This is a genomic window from Ignavibacteria bacterium (genome assembly GCA_017302895.1).
GTDB lineage: Bacteria > Bacteroidota > Ignavibacteria > Ignavibacteriales > Ignavibacteriaceae > UTCHB3.
Genome location: JAFLBV010000002.1, coordinates 960,166 through 977,820 on the forward strand (window position 1 = coordinate 960,166; position 17,655 = coordinate 977,820).

General features: G+C 42.2%; 16 protein-coding genes. 3 read left to right on the forward strand and 13 right to left on the reverse strand.

Annotation, left to right across the window (positions count from 1 at the left end; all coding sequences use genetic code 11):
- Positions 1–8 precede the first annotated feature (8 nt).
- Complete coding sequence (locus J0L60_11690) at positions 9–791, forward strand: enoyl-CoA hydratase/isomerase family protein (GenBank protein MBN8546781.1); 783 nt, start codon at positions 9–11, stop codon at positions 789–791.
- Between the two features lie 17 nt (positions 792–808).
- On the forward strand, positions 809–1,828 hold the full coding sequence (locus J0L60_11695; protein MBN8546782.1) for a hypothetical protein: 1,020 nt from the start codon (positions 809–811) through the stop codon (positions 1,826–1,828).
- Here the strand turns inward: J0L60_11695 and J0L60_11700 are convergent.
- The 5 genes from J0L60_11700 to J0L60_11720 all read right to left on the reverse strand — a co-directional run bounded on the left by J0L60_11700 (position 1,818) and on the right by J0L60_11720 (position 7,176).
- Complete coding sequence (locus J0L60_11700) at positions 1,818–3,197, reverse strand: insulinase family protein (protein ID MBN8546783.1); 1,380 nt, start codon at positions 3,195–3,197, stop codon at positions 1,818–1,820. The genes J0L60_11695 and J0L60_11700 overlap by 11 nt on opposite strands.
- Positions 3,194–4,459 (reverse strand): insulinase family protein, encoded by a 1,266-nt coding sequence (locus J0L60_11705; GenBank protein ID MBN8546784.1) that lies wholly within the window; start codon positions 4,457–4,459, stop codon positions 3,194–3,196. The genes J0L60_11700 and J0L60_11705 overlap by 4 nt, the downstream gene beginning before the upstream one ends.
- Positions 4,460–4,469: 10 nt before the next feature.
- On the reverse strand, positions 4,470–5,321 hold the full coding sequence (gene lepB, locus J0L60_11710) for a signal peptidase I (protein MBN8546785.1): 852 nt from the start codon (positions 5,319–5,321) through the stop codon (positions 4,470–4,472).
- A gap of 79 nt (positions 5,322–5,400) precedes the next feature.
- Positions 5,401–6,858, reverse strand: a complete 1,458-nt coding sequence (gene gatB, locus J0L60_11715; GenBank protein MBN8546786.1) for an Asp-tRNA(Asn)/Glu-tRNA(Gln) amidotransferase subunit GatB — start codon at positions 6,856–6,858, stop codon at positions 5,401–5,403.
- Positions 6,859–6,861: 3 nt separating this feature from the next.
- The gene (locus tag J0L60_11720) at positions 6,862–7,176 is read right to left on the reverse strand and encodes an alpha-glucosidase C-terminal domain-containing protein (GenBank protein ID MBN8546787.1); all 315 of its coding nucleotides are present in this window, start codon (positions 7,174–7,176) and stop codon (positions 6,862–6,864) included.
- Positions 7,177–7,520: 344 nt separating this feature from the next.
- On the opposite strand from J0L60_11720, the gene J0L60_11725 reads away from it, so the two are divergent.
- On the forward strand, positions 7,521–9,017 hold the full coding sequence (locus J0L60_11725; GenBank protein ID MBN8546788.1) for an AAA family ATPase: 1,497 nt from the start codon (positions 7,521–7,523) through the stop codon (positions 9,015–9,017).
- A 53-nt stretch (positions 9,018–9,070) separates the two neighbouring features.
- Here J0L60_11725 and J0L60_11730 read toward each other — a convergent pair whose 3' ends face one another.
- The 8 genes from J0L60_11730 to J0L60_11765 form a co-directional block, all read right to left on the reverse strand.
- A complete protein-coding gene (locus J0L60_11730; protein ID MBN8546789.1) occupies positions 9,071–10,366 on the reverse strand; it encodes a DUF4147 domain-containing protein in 1,296 nt (431 codons plus the stop codon).
- Positions 10,353–11,474, reverse strand: a complete 1,122-nt coding sequence (locus J0L60_11735; GenBank protein ID MBN8546790.1) for a response regulator — start codon at positions 11,472–11,474, stop codon at positions 10,353–10,355. Before J0L60_11735 ends, J0L60_11730 begins: the two co-directional genes overlap by 14 nt.
- 219 nt (positions 11,475–11,693) lie before the next feature.
- Positions 11,694–13,709: a TonB-dependent receptor gene (locus J0L60_11740; GenBank protein MBN8546791.1), complete on the reverse strand. Its 2,016-nt coding sequence runs from the start codon at positions 13,707–13,709 to the stop codon at positions 11,694–11,696.
- 298 nt (positions 13,710–14,007) lie between these two features.
- A complete protein-coding gene (locus J0L60_11745) occupies positions 14,008–14,463 on the reverse strand; it encodes a hypothetical protein (GenBank protein ID MBN8546792.1) in 456 nt (151 codons plus the stop codon).
- 119 nt (positions 14,464–14,582) lie between these two features.
- A complete protein-coding gene (locus tag J0L60_11750) occupies positions 14,583–14,912 on the reverse strand; it encodes a hypothetical protein (GenBank protein MBN8546793.1) in 330 nt (109 codons plus the stop codon).
- 19 nt (positions 14,913–14,931) lie between these two features.
- A complete protein-coding gene (locus J0L60_11755) occupies positions 14,932–15,252 on the reverse strand; it encodes a rhodanese-like domain-containing protein (GenBank protein ID MBN8546794.1) in 321 nt (106 codons plus the stop codon).
- 45 nt (positions 15,253–15,297) lie between these two features.
- Complete coding sequence (locus J0L60_11760) at positions 15,298–16,395, reverse strand: TRAP transporter substrate-binding protein (protein MBN8546795.1); 1,098 nt, start codon at positions 16,393–16,395, stop codon at positions 15,298–15,300.
- 9 nt (positions 16,396–16,404) lie between these two features.
- On the reverse strand, positions 16,405–17,604 hold the full coding sequence (locus J0L60_11765; protein MBN8546796.1) for a PP2C family protein-serine/threonine phosphatase: 1,200 nt from the start codon (positions 17,602–17,604) through the stop codon (positions 16,405–16,407).
- Between the last annotated feature and the right edge of the window lie 51 nt (positions 17,605–17,655).

Genomic DNA, 17,655 nt, shown 5'->3' on the forward strand with positions numbered 1-17,655 from the left:
AATTTCAAATGAATTACAATTTTCTTCTGTTTTCACTCGAAAATAATATCGCCACAATCACAATTAACAGACCCGACAAACTAAACGCCCTCAATGGCGATTTGTTGAATGAACTGGAAAATCTCATCGACCTTGTAAAAGAAAACAACGAAGCCAAAGTGGTTATTATTACGGGTGCCGGTGAGAAGTCATTTGTTGCCGGAGCCGATATTTCCGAGCTGGCAAAACTCTCTGTTTCAGAGGCAAGAAAATTTGCCCTCAAGGGTCAACGAATTTTTTCAAAAATTGAGACACTCGGGAAACCCGTGATTGCAGCGGTGAATGGTTTTGCCCTGGGTGGCGGCTGCGAACTTGCCCTTGCCTGCCATATCCGTTTCGCTTCTGCCAATGCCTTTTTTGGGCAGCCGGAAGTGAACCTTGGCACTATTCCGGGATACGGAGGCACTCAACGTCTTGCCAGACTTGTAAACACCGGTAGAGCTCTTGAAATGATTCTTGGTGGAGACAGAGTCTCAGCCTCCGAAGCGTTTGCAATGGGACTTGCGAATAAAGTGTATGAAAAAGAAGAACTCCTCTACAAAACGATGGAATTTGCCCAAAAACTGGTTCAAAAACCCGCCCATGCTCTGAATTACGCTCTTAGTGCAGTTCTTGCCACTAACGAACTAAATCTTGATGCCGGACTCGATTTTGAAGCATCTCTCTTCGCACTGAGTGCAGGTACGGGTGACTTTAAGGAAGGGACTTCTGCTTTTCTTGAAAAAAGGAAGCCCGAATTTAAGGGGAATTAATTGCCGGGTTCGCACAGTTGATCAGATTTAAACTCGTTATCATCTTTCTTTTGGTGGTTGCCAATATCTTTGTCTTTTTCAATTACAAAGAGGCAAAAACCGCGGAGAAAAAGGCGGTTGTTGAGGCTTTTCCGGTCAAAAAGCGACCACTCTCCCCCTTTATCGTCGATTCAGTTCTAAAGGCGACCCTGACCGAATTCTCAATCCCCGATTCTTTTTATGTGAAAAGTAAAAAGAAAAAGAAATTCCACAAACTTTTTGTACCTGAAGATTTGCCTCTTCCGACAATTGAAAATATCATATATAACAAACTGGGTGAGTTCGAAGGAAAGGTTAAGGCAGGGTATAATAAAAAGGAGAAAGGGACACTTTTTTCGATTCCTTTTGGTGATACCCTGAACTATGCATTTTTGGTACAAAGGAAGAAGGGGTACACAAGGTCTTCATCGGTTATTTCAATCGTGATCAGCGGATACGAGAAATCTTCCGAAGAAACTAAAAAATATCTGAGAGATTATCCTGAACCATATGTCATTCTGCTAAAACCCACAAAAAGTGTCCAGGTTTTATCTAAAGACTTTGACGATCAACAGCTCCCTTATGCCGTTCTGGTAGGAAGTGACGATGCCGACCTCGAATTCAGGATATCCGAAAACCACCCGAAAAAAAGAATTGAAACAACGATTTCAGGTCTCATTAATGCCTTTCCGAATTCAGCTTTTTTCTATGTTGATCATTCTTCCGCTCTCGGCAATTCTGTAATTCTTCCCTTTGTCAAAGAAAAATTTGAATTGAAAAAGAAGCTGCTGATCAAATCGAATATTTTCATTCCTGTCAGTGGAAACGATTCAACGGAGACTGTGAATGCTTTTAATGAAGAATATTCAAAAAACAGGAAGAAACACAATCTCGTATTTATCCTGAAACCTGAGTCAATCATCTGGCTCGAGGGAGAGATAAAAAAACTCCGTAAAAAGGGGGTTAAAATATCAGGAACATTCGAGACAGGCGGACAAACAGCCCCAGCTACTCCCTGATTACCACCATACCTTTGTCATTCACTTCAACCACTCCCCTCATTAATGGTTTGGGGATGGTCTTTACAATTTCCTCCATGTCACCCACCAACACAATCTGCATGTTTTCGAGTAGCATATACTTGTTGGCAGCGGTAATTGCCTGATCGATATTTATTTTACCATAGCCCTTCCTGCTGACACTATAGTAATCAAGTGGCAAATCCCGTTGTATGAGAGACCTCTGAAGCGCCGAAACCATACCGTAGGTCTCAAACATAAATGTATCACTTCGGGTCGACTGGTTTTTAACAAACTCAAGCTCTTCTTCGGTTATATTCTTCCTGATCAGATTCATCTCTTTCAGTATTTCAATAAGTGCTGCTCCGGTGTTTTGAGTATCAACTGAAGTGCTTATGATATACTGGCCTGAGTATTTCATCATGTACATGAAGGAGTGAATCCCGTAGGTGAATCCCTTCTCTTCACGCAGATTCTTGATAAGTCTGCTGTTGAAGTGTCCCCCGAAAATATTGTTTACCAGGGTGAATGCGAGATCATCAACCGAAAGTTTCAACGGATCCAGAGGAAACCCGCCAAGCATTTCTGTTTGTGGAGCGTCTTTTCTGTCCAATATGTATATTCTGAGGTCGCGAAGTGAATAGTCGGTATCAACCTTTTCGGGATCGTGAACTCCCAGTCTCCCCTTAAAGTTTTTCTTTATCGAATCTTCAACAACTGACCAGTCGAGATCGGTCACCACAGTGAAGACAGGCCTGACGGGTTCAATTCTTTCTGCATGGAAAAAGGTAACATCCGAAAGTGTCATTTCCTCTATCGATTCCTCGGTTGCGGCGAGAGAGGTATATGCGTTTGGTCTCCCCTGAACAATTTTACCTAAAAGTCTCCATGCCATCGCCTGAGGCTGGTTTTTAGCCTGCTGGATTGCATTTCTGATCTTGTCTCTCTCCCGTTCAAAATCCTCAAGTTTGAAATGTGGATCGTAAACCACCTCGGACACTAATTTCATCATCAGGTCGAGGTCATCTGAAAGTCCGCTGATGCTAACCTCGAAATTGTCGCTTCCTGCCATTATACTGAGTGAAAGTCCCCTGCTTTCAAGAAGTGCATTAAGCTGCAGGGAATCCCATTCTCCTGCGCCTTCATCGAGAAGTGCCGCCGTAAGCTGTGCGAGTCCCTCTCCACCAACAGGATCATACTTTGATCCGGCTTCCACAATAAAGGTCACCACGGTGATCGGCAGACCCTCTTTCTTTTGAAATATCACCCTCGAGCCATTCTCAAGGAAATATTCCGGAAATGCAGGTGGTACATAGTCACTCTTTTTAGACGGTGCAGGTGCCTTTGATCTGTCAAGTGTATTTATCATTTTCCACCTCCGGGTACAATCAACAACCTGGCATAATTTTCTGTTGTATATTTCAATGCCACTGCTTTCAACTCATCTGCATCGATGGATTCTATCGTCTTCAGGATATTTTCCATCTCATTAGGATTACCTGTGTAAAAATTGTACTCGTTCATTCGCGAAGCAATTGCATTCACACTCTGCATATTATAGATCGCTTGAACTTTATAGTTATATTTAATTCTTTGCATCTCTTCTGCTGAAATTTCGCTGTTCAGCGCTTTGTGCAACTCATCAATTATCTCCTTCTCCATCTCTTCAGGTTCAATTCCGGGTTTCACTAGGGCGGTCAGAAGGTTCATACCGTGATATTTTCCGGTGTAGTTGGAAAACTCGATGTTTTGCAGAGACTCATCTGTAAAGACAAACTTTTTGTGCAGACGGGAGTTTTTTGATGAAGTCAGGAAATCGCCTGTAAGCGCAAGAGCTATGTCTTCGCGGGTAAATGCAGTTGTTGAAGGCCAGGCAAACATCAGTTTTGGAAGGTAAACTTTGTCGACAAATACTTCTTTTACGGTTTCCCGGAGTGAAAATTCTTCCACTTTTTCTGGTGCCGGTGGAGGGACAGTACCTTTTATTTCGCCAAAATATTTGTTTATGAGTTCTTTTGTTTGGTCAATTTCGATATCTCCGCCAACCACAAGAGTGGCATTGGAGGGAGAATAAAATGTGTTAAAAAATTCCCTTACATCATCCAAATCAATCGATAAAATATCGTTCATGTATCCTATTACCGGTCTCCGATAAGGGTGACCTTCAGGATACACAAGTTTCAACAACTTCTCGAAACCAAGACCGTAGGGTGCATTATCGTACCGTTCCAGTCTTTCATTTTTTACTACATCTATTTGATTTGAAAGTGTTTCCTGAACAAGCGCAGGGAGGAACCAGCCCATTCTGTCTGATTCGAGCCACAAACCGAGTTCGAGGTGTGTGGATGGTAGTTTGTCGAAATATACTGTCCTGTCGAATGTTGTGTTGGCATTCAGGTTACCGCCGGTCTCCTGAATATAGTGAAAATGTTTCCCTTTCGGAACATTTACAGACCCCTGAAACATCATGTGCTCGAAGAGATGCGCAAGTCCCGATTTACGGTTTCCTTCATTTGCACTTCCGGTTTTGTAAAGCAGGTTGATTGAAACAATCGGATTTTGATTGTCCCTTGTAAGAATTACTTCAAGACCATTGTCCAGGAAATATTTCTCATAATTAATGTTAATCATTTTACCCTCATTAGTTGAGTATTTTTAGAATCCTGTCTCCTCTAATTGATCCCAGCAAACGGAAAAGATCGCTGAACGGGATCTTGTTATCCCAGGAGAACAGGACAAAAACCGCCTTGCCAACGATCATATTGCGTGCAACGGGACCCCAAAATCTTGAGTCAGAAGAGTCATCCCTGTTATCACCCATCATGAAATAGTAGTCTTCCTGGAACTCGTACTCATCAACTGCCTTGTCTTTTATAAACACCTGACCGTTGGTTATCTTTACCACTTCCTCACCAAATTCCCTGTTGATGAAGTGCTGCCATCCGATTGCGGACTGAGGCGTAAGTTTTACCTTGGCGCCTTTTTTAGGCACAACAAAAGGACCAAAATTGTCAGGGTTCCAGTTCTCGTAACCCGGGAACATGTATGCAGCAATTCTTGGATCGTTCTGAGAGGCCCCGTACTGAATGTATGGTGGAAGTGGTGCCGGTTTACCGTTTACAAATACTACCTTGCTACGAACGACAAGTGTGTCCCCGGGCAAGCCGATGCATCTTTTTACATACTGAATATTCTCAGGATTCGGTCTGAATTCCCCTTTTTCGCCGGGGAAATCGAAGACAACAATGTCACCTCTGTCAGGGTCTGTGAAGATATCCCAACGAAAGTGGGGTATTTTAATCTCTGTGTAAGGAATGAATTTCGGTGAATTGATTCCGTAGATGAATTTGTTTACAACAACAAAATCACCCACTAAAATTGTACTCTCCATCGATGGAGTGGGAATTCGGGTGTTCTGAAAGAAAAATGATATAATAAAGAGTGCTGCAACAAAAGCTTGAAGCAATGACTTCAGCTCTTTTTTTACATTCAAGATTTTTTCTCCAAATTAAAATGTAAATTTACGAAAAGAGGAGTTATTAAGAGGTTGAAAGTTTTGTGACCTTGTGGTTTCAAGCCCGTTTTTTCAGACTTTTAAGCAATATTTCATTGACAACTGCAGGATTTGCTTTTCCCTTCGTTTCCCTCATGATTTTACCCACAAAGAAACCCGCAACTTTCTCTTTACCGCTTAAATACTCCTGAACCTGTGCCGGATTTTCATCGAGGAGTTTTTCAACCACCTGCTCAAGTTCGTCCGTATTCGATATTTGCATCAAACCTTCTCTCTCCACTATTTTATGGGGATCTGTCGGTTCATGTAACATCATTGCGAATACTTCCTTGGCAATTTTACCCGAGATAACGCCTGATGTTATCAGATTTACGAGTTCTGAAAGTCGTTTGGGTTCTATTATGAATCCGGTAAGCAAAATCTTTTCTTCATTGGCAACCTTCAAAACTTCAGTCATTATCCAGTTGCTGATCTCTTTGTAATTCTGAGTGTGTTTTACACATTCTTCAAAGTAATATGTGTAGTCCGGTTGTTGAGTCAGAATTGATGCATCATATTGAGGAAGATTGAAAACGGTTTCGTATCGTTTCTTCTTCGCTTCAGGCAACTCAGGTAACGATGATTTCACCCTCTCAAACCATTCATCATCTATTTCGAGCGGCATCAAATCCGGATCCGGGAAATATCTGTAGTCGTGCGAATCTTCTTTAGATCTCATCGGGGTTACAATTCCCCTGTCAGCATTCCAAAGAAGTGTCTGCTGCACTATGCTTCCGCCATCCTCGAGAATGTCTATCTGCCTCTCGATCTCAAAATTGATAGCCCGTTCGACATTTCTGAAGGAGTTCATGTTTTTTACTTCTGTTTTGGTGCCCAGCTTTTGTTCACCACGCAACCTGACTGAAATATTGGCATCGCATCTCAAAGATCCCTCTTCCATATTGCCGTCGCAAATACCGAGGAAAAGAAGTGTTTGTCTCAGCTTTTTCAGATATGCTGCAGCTTCGGCACCACTTCTCAGATCAGGTTCACTAACAATCTCAATGAGAGGGACACCGCACCGGTTGACATCCACCAGGGTGCTCTCTCCTCTGTCATGTATCGACTTCCCCGCATCTTCTTCCAAATGAGCTCTTGTTACTCCAATCTCTTTTATCGTGCCATCTTCCAGCTCGATTTTCACAACACCTCTGCCCACAACAGGTAAAGAGAATTGTGAAATCTGGTAGCCTTTTGGCAGATCGGGATAGAAATAATTTTTCCGGGCGAAGATGGAATGGCGGTTCACTTCAGCATCGAGTGCAATCCCGAGCCGGATGGCAAACTCGACTGCAGTTCTGTTTAATACCGGCAGTGTTCCGGGGTGTCCGAGACAAACGGGACAGAGATTACTGTTCGCGTTTTCTGAAAAAACCGATGAACAGCCACAAAATATTTTAGTTTTTGTCTTGAGTTGTGCATGAACCTCCAATCCAATTACAGGTTCATATTTTTCAAGCAGGGAGTGAAATGTCATGCTCTATTTTTTTGAGTAAATGGCATTCCCGTAGGGCGAGAGGGTTAATTTTATCCTGTCCTCGAATTGTTCAGTCTCTCCGGAAAACGCCTCGGTGTAAACTCCCGAGTAATTACCCAACTGAAGTTCTATCGTTTTTTCTTCTCCGGATAAATTGAAACAGGCAAGAACATTGCTGTCATCAGCTTCACGCATAAATGCGATTACTTTACCATCAAGATTCTCGTCAAGTCGAACCAGATCACCACCTTTAATCCCCTTGTATAAAGCAGGATTAACTTTTTTAAGTCGCGAAAGGGTCCTGTAGAGTTCTGTCATTTTATTTTTTCCGTTTTTATTCATCAAATCAAATCTTCGTATTTTTGCTGTTGGAATGTCTAAACTGATATGGCCGCAACATTCCGGCTCAGCCAGCATCACCTTTATTTTGAACAGTCAGGAACTTAAGGTTTTAAGCTGCTGTTCTAATACTTATATGGTTTATGCTCAAAAGTAACCTGCTAATTTAACGATATTGACCAACATAAAAAACAGCTAAAATTAATATTTTTTTTAGTAGGGAAGTAATAATTATACCAGAATTAGTAATAAATTTATATCTTTACATTTGAGAATCAGAAAATTTAATTCGCTCTTTATTAATAATAAAACCGTTTATTCAGATGAAAATTTATTTCAGAGAAAACCAGTTAGCTTACTTAAACCAGATCGCTGCGAATACAGTGGGTCATTCCAACTTTACTCTCCTTGTAGGTAAAAGAAAAGTTGGAAAAACCACACTGATAAAACAGTTTCTGAGAGCAAATGCCGGTGCTTACTTTACAATTAGTAACAAATCGTCATTCCTGCAATTACAGGATATTTCAGAGTACCTGAAATCTTATACCTTTCCTGACAGTTTCATACCTAATTTCCAAAGTTGGGGTAACTTCTTCGAATTTCTGTTCTATATCGCTCGAAACAGACCTGTTAATATAGTTATTGATGAGTTTCATAACTTTGAATTGATCGAATCTGAAGCATTTGACGAGTTAAGAAGAGCCTGGGACACACACTCTAAAAATTCCATGCTCAACCTGATCGTTGTTACTTCAAATATCGATTTCATGAAAAGAAAATTTGAGGGTGAAGACAGCCCGTTATTCAGGATTAACAACCACTTTATCAAACTTACTCCTTTCCGCCTTTCGGATGTGATTGTTATTTTCAGGATGAACAATTCGAAATTGTCAACCAACCAGATTATCGACCTTTACACAATTTTTGGCGGTCTACCCAAGTATTACTTTCTTATTGAAAGGCATCACCTGTGGAACAAAGACCTTGAGACTATTTTGAAGGAACTGGTATTTGTCGATTTTGCTCCGCTCGCCTACGAATTGAAGGAATTGCTCATCAATGACTTCACTAGAGGCAATAAAATATATCTCTCCATCCTCCAGGCAATTGCCGCCGGATTCACAAAGATGTCTGATATCGCAAAAACCGTGAACATTCCGGTAACGAATCTGACAAAATATCTTTATGAACTCGAAAAGAAAAAGAGACTTATCGAGAGACAACTCCCCGTGAATACAAGTGATGATGCAAAATCGAAATTCGGTAGATATTTTATCAGAAATTATTTTGAAAATTTCTGGTTCAGATTTATCCAGCCCGATATCATCAATTTTGAAATGGGCGAGTATGACAAGATGCTTGTTACAATCAGCGACAAACTCGGTGAATATGTAAACAGCAGACTCGGAATATTCGTGAGAGAAATCTTTCATGACTATCAGAAAAGCCCTTATATCCAGTACCTCTTCCCGTTCGAAATCACGAGCGTTGGTTCTGTTTGGAACAGAAGAGATACAATTGAAATTGTTGTCGTAAGTGAATCTGCCCGTGCAGTGCTTTATGCAAATCTTGTTCTTCAGGATGAACCTCTGAACAAGTATGATGTAAATCTCGCATCCACTCAGTTCTTCAAATTCAAAAACCTTTATGCGAATTATTCGAAAAGGTATCTGTTGATTACGAAGAACGGGCTTGATGAGGGTGCTGAAGCATTCTGCAAACAGAAAAACATTTCAACGATCGACATAAATGTATTCTTTGATGCTCTCGTCAGCGACACAGTTGATGCAGATGCACAGATTATCGAAATTGTCGTTTGATCGGCTGATTTCTCAGTATTTTGGAGCTGCCCTGACCCGGCAGCTTTTTTTTTTTACTCCAACTCGCCGTATATCAGAATGTCAGTAAGATTCACACCGGTATGTCCAGTAATGACGGCTGAACCTGTCTTACCGATCCATTCACCTGAATTGCTCGACTCAAGATAACTCTCAAAATCAAGACCTCTGTTCAAACTCTCCGGAAAGGTGTTCCCATCAATAATTGCTCCTGCAAAGGATGTGGTGCCGTCTTTGCCATCCGTACCTGCCGCTAGCAACACAGCATCCCTTCCGGCTATGAGCTTTGAAAACCGCATTGCGAACTCACATGCTCTTCCTCCAATTCCCTCCCCTTTTACTTTCACACCCGGCTCTGCCCCGGATATGATCAACACAGGTAAGCCTGAAAGTCTCCGCTTTTCTTTTATAATCTGACACTTTTCAAAGAAAGCAGTTGCTGTATCTTCCACATTCCCTGTAACAGGTTCGTCACAAACCACCAAATCCATCTTCACTCCTGATGCCAGTTCTGCAAAAGTATGAAGAAATCTTCTGTTTGAGTCGATAATCTTTGTTTCAGGGATGATTTGTGTTTTTTGGACAGTGGGAAGTGTCTTTTCGACGATTGTTAAAATCCGGCGTATAAAATCAGTGTCAGCAGGTTTCGAAAATCTCTGCAGCACTTCTCCCGTTTTTCCGGCGTCTGCCTCCAAGGGAACCAGCATTCCCGATCCGATAGCCCTTACATCATCAGATAATACATCCGAAATGATGAGATTAAGAATGTGCCTTGTTTTAATATAACTGAGCAAACCCCCGCCTTTTATTTTTGAAACAGAACTCCTGACCAGATTCAAATCTTCAATTTCAATGCCCGCGTTCATTAAAATCGTTGTGAGCCGGCGTTTATCCTCGATAGTTACACCATCAACAGGGGCGACAACCATTGCAGAAGTGCCGCCTGACAGCAGATAGATAAAGAGAGAATCAGGGGGGACGGTTTTACAAAACTCAATCAGTCTTGCTCCGGCCAAAAGACTTTTTTCATCAGGAAGAGGATGCGATGAGACAAGAATTTCGAAGGAAGAAATTTTCGGCGGTTTGTCTGAATTGGTGATTATCAGCCCTCTCGATACTCTGTCACCAAAAAACCTGACGGCACCCTGAGCCATTTCAACAGCAGATTTCCCTGTCGCTACAATCTCTACTAACCGGTTGTTTTTAAGCTTCAATTTGTGTTCCTGCAGAGCATTATAAACGGTCACCGCAGGATCGTGACAGGCTAAAGCCTCACGGAATATTCTCTCGATCTCTTGTTTAAAGGGAGCCGTTTTGCTATACCCGTTCAAGCATTTTCTTCCGAATATTCTCCAGTGAACTTGTTGCCTCAGTCGTCATTTTAATTATCTTCTCAAGAATCAATGACTGACCGTGCTTGTTAATATCAGGCTTTTGAAGATTCAGATGAAATTTCTCCATCAGCGGAATAATCTTTTTCAATCCCATGTATGAAAGAACGGGTTGAAACTTGTGGCACAATTCTCTGGCCCTTTTAATGTCATCATTCCCAAGGGAAGATTCCAACTCACGAAGTAAAGGTCCGGAATTTTCGAGAAAACTCTTGACAATATCTGAAGCAAAAAGAATGTCATTATTAGATACTTCCTTCAGGTATGTAAGATCTACAAGCTCATCAACAATAAAGATATCATCATCACCAGATCCGTTGTTTATGAATTCAAAACGGGGTTCTTCAAACAGAAAGGATTGGACAGCAGCAATCAGTTCCTTTGAAACAATCGGCTTTCCTATGTAACCATTCATGCCCGATTCAGCCACTCTTGCTTCACTTTCAGACCTCAAAGCAGCCGTTAATGCTATAACGGGAGTGCGGCTTTTGGGTTCCGGAAATGTGTCTCTGATTCTTCTTGTGGCTTCGTAACCATCCATAACCGGCATCGATATGTCCATTAAGATTAAATCATAATCGTTCGAGGCAACCTTTTCTATTGCCTCCTCACCGTTCCAGGCATGGTCCAGAAGCAAATCGAGGTTTGACAGAATGCTTTCCACCACTTTTTTGTTTATTTCGTTGTCCTCCACCAGGAGCACCCTTTTCCCTCTTTTTGCTTTTTCTGAGGGATTTCCTTCGTCCGGGCAAGAATCTGAATTTTTCAGATTTTTCGAACCCGGCATCGCCTCCTTCGATATCGAAACCTGGATTACTCCCCTGTATAGGTCCTCATCAATCGACAGAATAAAAAACTCGAATCCGGTGCCGTCAACTTCTTCGTAAAAACGGAGAGATCCGGCTCTTAGTGACGATTTTATCCAGTCACAAAAACAACCTGTGTATTGGTTTATTTCGCCATCGGGAAAATGAAGTTCATCATCGAAAATGAATTTGTGAATGGAAGGAAAGTAGCTGAATCTTGCTGTTGAAATGACTTGTCTCATTCTGCTTTTCTGTCTTAAGAGCAATTAATAATCTTGGGGGTAAAGATAAAAAAAAGGCTGCTAAAAAGCAGCCTTTTGGGGGGAGTTTCGTATGTTAAACACTAGCAGGGAATCATGTTTAACTACGATGTAAACTTAAGGGTCGAACGGGTATTATTTAATCAGGTTTCGATAAACACCCCTTTTTACTCGATAAACACCCCTTTTTACTCGATAAAATCAGAGAATATAGACTTTCAAGGTTGTCCGTAAATTCCGACCTGTTTCTGGCATGATGCTTTTTACCCTCGAAAGGTGATTTCTGTAATCCGCATCAAATATATTATCAATGCCGATCGATAAAAGTCCGGTCAACCTGCCAAGGGAAAATGACCGGTGAAAGTTAGTGTTTACAGATATATAACCGGCAGTTGGTGTCTCAAATGTATCTGTTTCCTCCTGTGAAGCAGCCATTTCAGCGGAGAGCTCCAGGGTGCTGGATTCAAACAATTTGTAGCTCGCCTCTAGATAAAGTTTTGCCGGAGGAATCTGTGGCAGTTTTCCACCATCAGTCATTTCGCCCCGGGTAAAACTTGCTTTCACTAAAAAAGTAAATGACGGGGAAAATTTTAATTCAGATTGAAACTCCACACCGGAGATTTTGGCAGAAACACCCTGAGTGGCATAGACAGGAAGAAATGTCTGGTAGTTTATTCTCCCTGTATTTCTCGGAATTATGAAATCTGCAAGGTCATAGTAATAGATATTTACGAGTGTGTAAAAATTATCGAGCTTGTAATACGAGAAGAGCTCAATCCCTGTCCCTCTTTCAGATGCCAGGTCAGGATTGCCGGTTTCATATGAATATGCTGCAAGATGTGGACCTTCGGAGAATAACTCCTCAATAGTGGGAACTCTGGATGACCTGCTGAGATTCATACCCGCAAACAATTCGTTCGTTATTCCGTAAATCCCGGATAAGGCAAGGGAATATGTAACGAAGTCCCTCTCTCTGATGTATCCGATGTTGGCTTTTTTATCCTTCTCGGGCGAAATAAGATCATAGTTGACCCTCCCTCCAAATTCAATGCTAAGCCCGTTATAATTGAAAGGCTGCCAAAAATAGAACGAAAGGTTCTTCGACTGTGATTTTGGAGTAAAGACAAATCCGCCGGTTTCAAAGTCCCGGTACTGCCCTGAGGCACCTATCACTCCGTCCTCATTGAACCCAAAAAGGTGATGCTCAAAATTCATGAACCCGGTGTAGTCTGTTATACTGAATTCAGCGCCAATCAGGTCGTTTCTTTCATATTCTTTGTGCCTGTAAAACGATCTGTTCACATGAAAGGTGGCATTGTGAATCAGCGACGAATTTACATTGAAAGAGGCTTTTGCCGAGTAAACATTTCTGAAAATTGATATCCGAACCCCGTTCGGATGAGCACCAACAAAACCTCCGGGTATGCCGTAATCCATCTCCATGCTCCGGTATGCGTAACCTGCGTAACCAAAATCACCAAGATACGATGCTCCCAAGGAGAGCCCTGTGGCATCGGAAAATGAGTTTTTAAGGTTTCCGGCAGGTGTTCTAAGGTCGCTCGACTTCCTCGAAGTGATGCTCCCTTTAATCACCATGCTCCCATAACCGTACTCGGCATTCCCCCCAAACAAAAGTCCGTTGTTTGCACTTTCGTAATACGACCCTGCAGTGCCGGAGAAACCGTTTGATTTTTCGACCGGAATGTCATGCCTGATCACATTTACCACACCACCTATCGTAACTGGAGAAAAAATAATCGTTCGCGGACCTCTTATAATTTCTGCCCTGGTGATGGAGAAAGGCTCTATTGTGAGTGCATGATCAGGTGAGGTGGCACTCAAATCCGTGGTTTTTACCCCGTCCTCTGCGAATAGTATTCTGTCACCACCAAGTCCCCGTATCACCGGGCGGGCCGGTGCGGGACCCATCGAACGAATCGCCATTCCCGCCTCATTCTTCAAGGTTGCAGCAAGGGTAAGTCCCAGATTTTTTTGTAAATCAACACCTTCCACAGTGCCTTTCAGATTGTCAATCTCTTCAAATTTTGAATGAGAATGATTGCCGGTGATCAGCACTGTCCCAAACTCAAGATTTTTCGGAATGAGATACACAAGAAGGTTGAATGGTATGCCGTTTTCGGGGGTGGTTTGAAATGTATAATTCGAATAACTGATGTGAGTAATATGAATCACTGACTTGGTGTTTACCGGGAGCATGATCTCAAAAAATCCGTTTTCATCAGATATAACGCCTGATTTCATTCCTTCGACACTCACAGACGCAGCAGAAACGGGCTCTTTGTTGAATGAGTCCAGTATTTTTCCTGTCACCGTCATCATTCTCGCGGATTGTCCCGAAATCTGACTAAAGGATCCCGCAGTCAGGAAGATAAGGAAAAATGCAAAGTTTAAAATTTTCATGTTAATTTTAGAGAGTTTATCAGAATTTTATATTAAAGTGTTGATTTAATTAAATCTGATAAACTCCCTTTTTAGTAAAGTTGTTAAATGGGTTCTATTGAACAATCACTTTAATATTTCCGGATCGAAAATCGTTGTGTCCTTCATGCGTAATATAAAACTCAACGGTGGTCATACCTGCCTTTTTCCCGCGGAAATGAATCTCATATTTTGCATCTGGTTCGTCCTGATGCTGCCATATTTCCACCATTGAAGTATCTGCGATACCCCAGTTAAGCTTCTTTGCTGCATCCGAGGGTGGATTGATTATGTTTTTATTCGCATCAAAGAATCTTACATTCATGTGATCTGTGGAGTTACCGAGAGGTACTTTTATCGTATCGGTGGAAACACCTCTGAAAATGGATGCCACCGGAATACCTGAGGTGGAAAGATATACTCCCTCCGCTGCAAAATGTTCTTCCTGCGGTACAAGTACATTATCTTCTTTTTTACATCCGGAATAAAGACCAAGCATGGCAATAACAGCCATAAAAAGTAATTTTTTCATTTAATTTCTCTTTAGTAATGTTAATAATACAATCACACAATGTCCCGGCATCCATTATTTTTGAAAATGGCAGGACAGAACAAGACTGTGATTGGTGTTCAAAATAGCTTAGGGAAAAACTAAAGAGCCGGAGGTCCTCTAAGAGGTGAGATGTTAAATTTTTGACTCGATATTTCGTTCTGCTGTCCATTCTTTACAGAGAGCGACAGCTTTTGGAAATGATCGGTCGAGAATTTACTTTCTGTAAGCGCCGGATTACCCGCGAATAGCAGGAGCAGACACTCGGAAGCAATTACTGATGAGTGATGTGTAATTCCATTGTGGTGATTTTCAATGAAGACAGGGTGGGCAAACCAGTTCTCTTCCATCCCGTGTCTGTGAAACACGGATGTCAGCATCACTGCCAGGTAAAGCAGGAGCACGAGACTGTTTTTCTTTCTGTCGGGCATTTTTGTCAATCCGTCCGGATTATCCTTTTTCCGTTTCAAAACGCCAGCCTAAGATTCCACTGTCAAGGTTATATACCTTGGTAAACCCGTTTTGACCCATGAACAGACCTGCATGAAAACTTCTGCTGCCACTTCTGCAATAGAGATAATAGCTTTTTTCTCTGTCGAGTTCAAGAATCTCCTGTTGAAATGACGGAGAGTAGATATCAATATTTAATGAATTCGGGATCCTCTTTTCACTGTTTTCTTCGGGGGTCCTGACATCAATCAATACTGCATCAGGGTCGTTTTTGTAACCGTCCAGAAATTCGGATGGAGAAAGATTTTTTACAACTAACATTTATGTCTTTGCCTGGTTTATATCAGATAACAAATTAACCGTTACTTATACTTTATAGTTCCTTTCGGTCAACTCATAAAGTGATGAAGTTAGATTCTGATATTTCCGATAAGATTCATAGATTTTTTTGCTTGCAGGTTCTGCCTCTGTCATCTCGGAAATCACTTCCGCAGTCTTCTCTTTCAGTTTCTGCAATACCTCATCGGGGAATTGTACCAGTTTCACTTCGGGATCATTTTTGATGAGTTGAAGACTTTCCGCATTTTTTGCCACCATTTCAGCAGTAATCATGGTATCAATATACCCTGCTGCTCCTCTTAAAATCGCCTTCAGATCATCAGCGAGAGAATCGAATGCCTTTTTGTTGATCATAAATTCGGTTGCTCCCGCAGGCTCCTGCCACCCGGGATAGTAGTAGTATTTCGCTATTCTCTGAAATCCCATTTTATAATCGTGAAAAGGACCCACCCATTCCAGTGCGTCGAGAACTCCCCTCTCCAGATTTGTGTAAAGCTCTCCTCCCGGAAACAGAAGTGCACTGGCTCCCATTTTCGCCATTACCTTGCCGCCAATTCCCGGGATTCTCATCTTTAACCCGTTAAAATCATCGACACTTTTTATCTCTTTCCGGAACCAGCCACCCATCTGACCGCTCGTGTTACCACCGGGCATCGGGATGATCCCGTGCTTCGCATACAATTCTTCCCAAAGTTGCATGCCACCACCAAAATGGAGCCATGCCGAAAACTGTGGAGCATTCATCCCGTATGGAAGTCCAGTAAAGAAAATTGCCGAAGGCTCCTTGCCTGCCCAATAGTAGGAGGCACTGTGCACCATCTCCACATTTCCCTGCTTCACGGCATCAAAACTTTCCATGGCAGGAACGAGTTCACCACCGCCGTAAACCTTTATCTTCAGCCTGCCACCTGACATCTGATCCACAAGCTGTGAAAAGAGCGTCATCATCTCACCGTAAACGGGGAAATTGGGGGGCCAGGTGGTAGCCATTTTCCACTTGATACTTTTTCCGGAAAAACCGTCGGCTTTGTTGTTTTTTCTCATGCAGGAGGAGAAAAAGGCAGGGAATGCAGCAGCAGTACCAACGAGTGCCGCCTTCTTAATGAAATCTCTTCTTTTACTCATATGTTTTTATCAGGATTTAGTTTTTTTAATAACCATCAGCGTTGCATCATCGTCCCACTTCACCCCGCCGCCAAATCTGTCGGCTTCTTCGAATATTATCTCAATAATATCAGCAGCAGGTTCCTTCCCGTGCTTCTTTACAAGTTTTATGACTTCCTGAATTGTAAAAAATTCCTCATTTGCATTCTGTCTTTCAATGATACCATCGCTATAGAGAAGCAGGATATCTCCTTCGTCCATGTGCGCAAATGAGCGTTTTATGCTTATATCGGGAAATGCTCCAAAAATCAGTCCAGTTGGATGGAGCTCTTCAATTCCCTCTTTTTTGAATATCAACGGCGAGGGATGCCCCCCGTTAGCGTAAAAAAGATTTCCGTTGTTTTCGAACTCGGCAAAGAACAGCGAAATGAAACTTGTTGAGTATGAACCCCGATAGATTACCTCATTCAATTTTTTCAAGGTGTAAACCATCTTCATGTGCTTCTCAACCCCCATTCGCAACCCGGTAACCACATCCCTGACCATCAAGGCAGCAGGAAGTCCGTGTCCGCTCGCATCCCCAAAACATATGCCAAAATCATCGGCATCAAACTTGAAATAGTCATAAAGGTCACCCCCGACAAGTTCTGCAGGTTTAGATCTTGCCGCTATATCCCATCCGGGAATTGCAGGAGGTACTGATGCCAGAAGCGATTGCTGAATCCTCGCTGCCTGCTCCATTTCACCAATTACAGCCTCTGAAAACAGTCTGTAATTGACCGCCCTTCTGACGGCATTTAGACAAAATTCTATCTCTTCCCTCACCCACCCGCTGCGAAGCTCGAAAACAAAAATATATTTCCGTTCGGGACTGTTTACAACCACTACTGCCGGTACAGAATATCCCTCCTGGTCTGCCGGCTTAAATATCGTAATTGTTGCCGGGTCATCAAAAATATAAAGCCTGGTCTTCAAAACCAGCGTCACTTCGGGAAGATCGACAGCCACTTTCAGCGCGTAGGTGTTCTCATCCAGATCGTCGGGATATATCAACTCGAAGTTCCCGGTAACCTCTTCGTAAATCCGCCCGTTTCCGATTTGCAAATCATTTCCAAAAACCGTCTGAAGTCTGGTTACTATGTTCACTAAAAAATCCTGACCGGTCTTTTCTTTTCCAATTCCGGCAAGTAGTGCGTCTAATTTTCTGTAAAAGTATTTTGGTTCTAACATTTTAATTCATCTTTTTTGGTAAAAGGGGAAATTTGCCCCTTATAAATATAG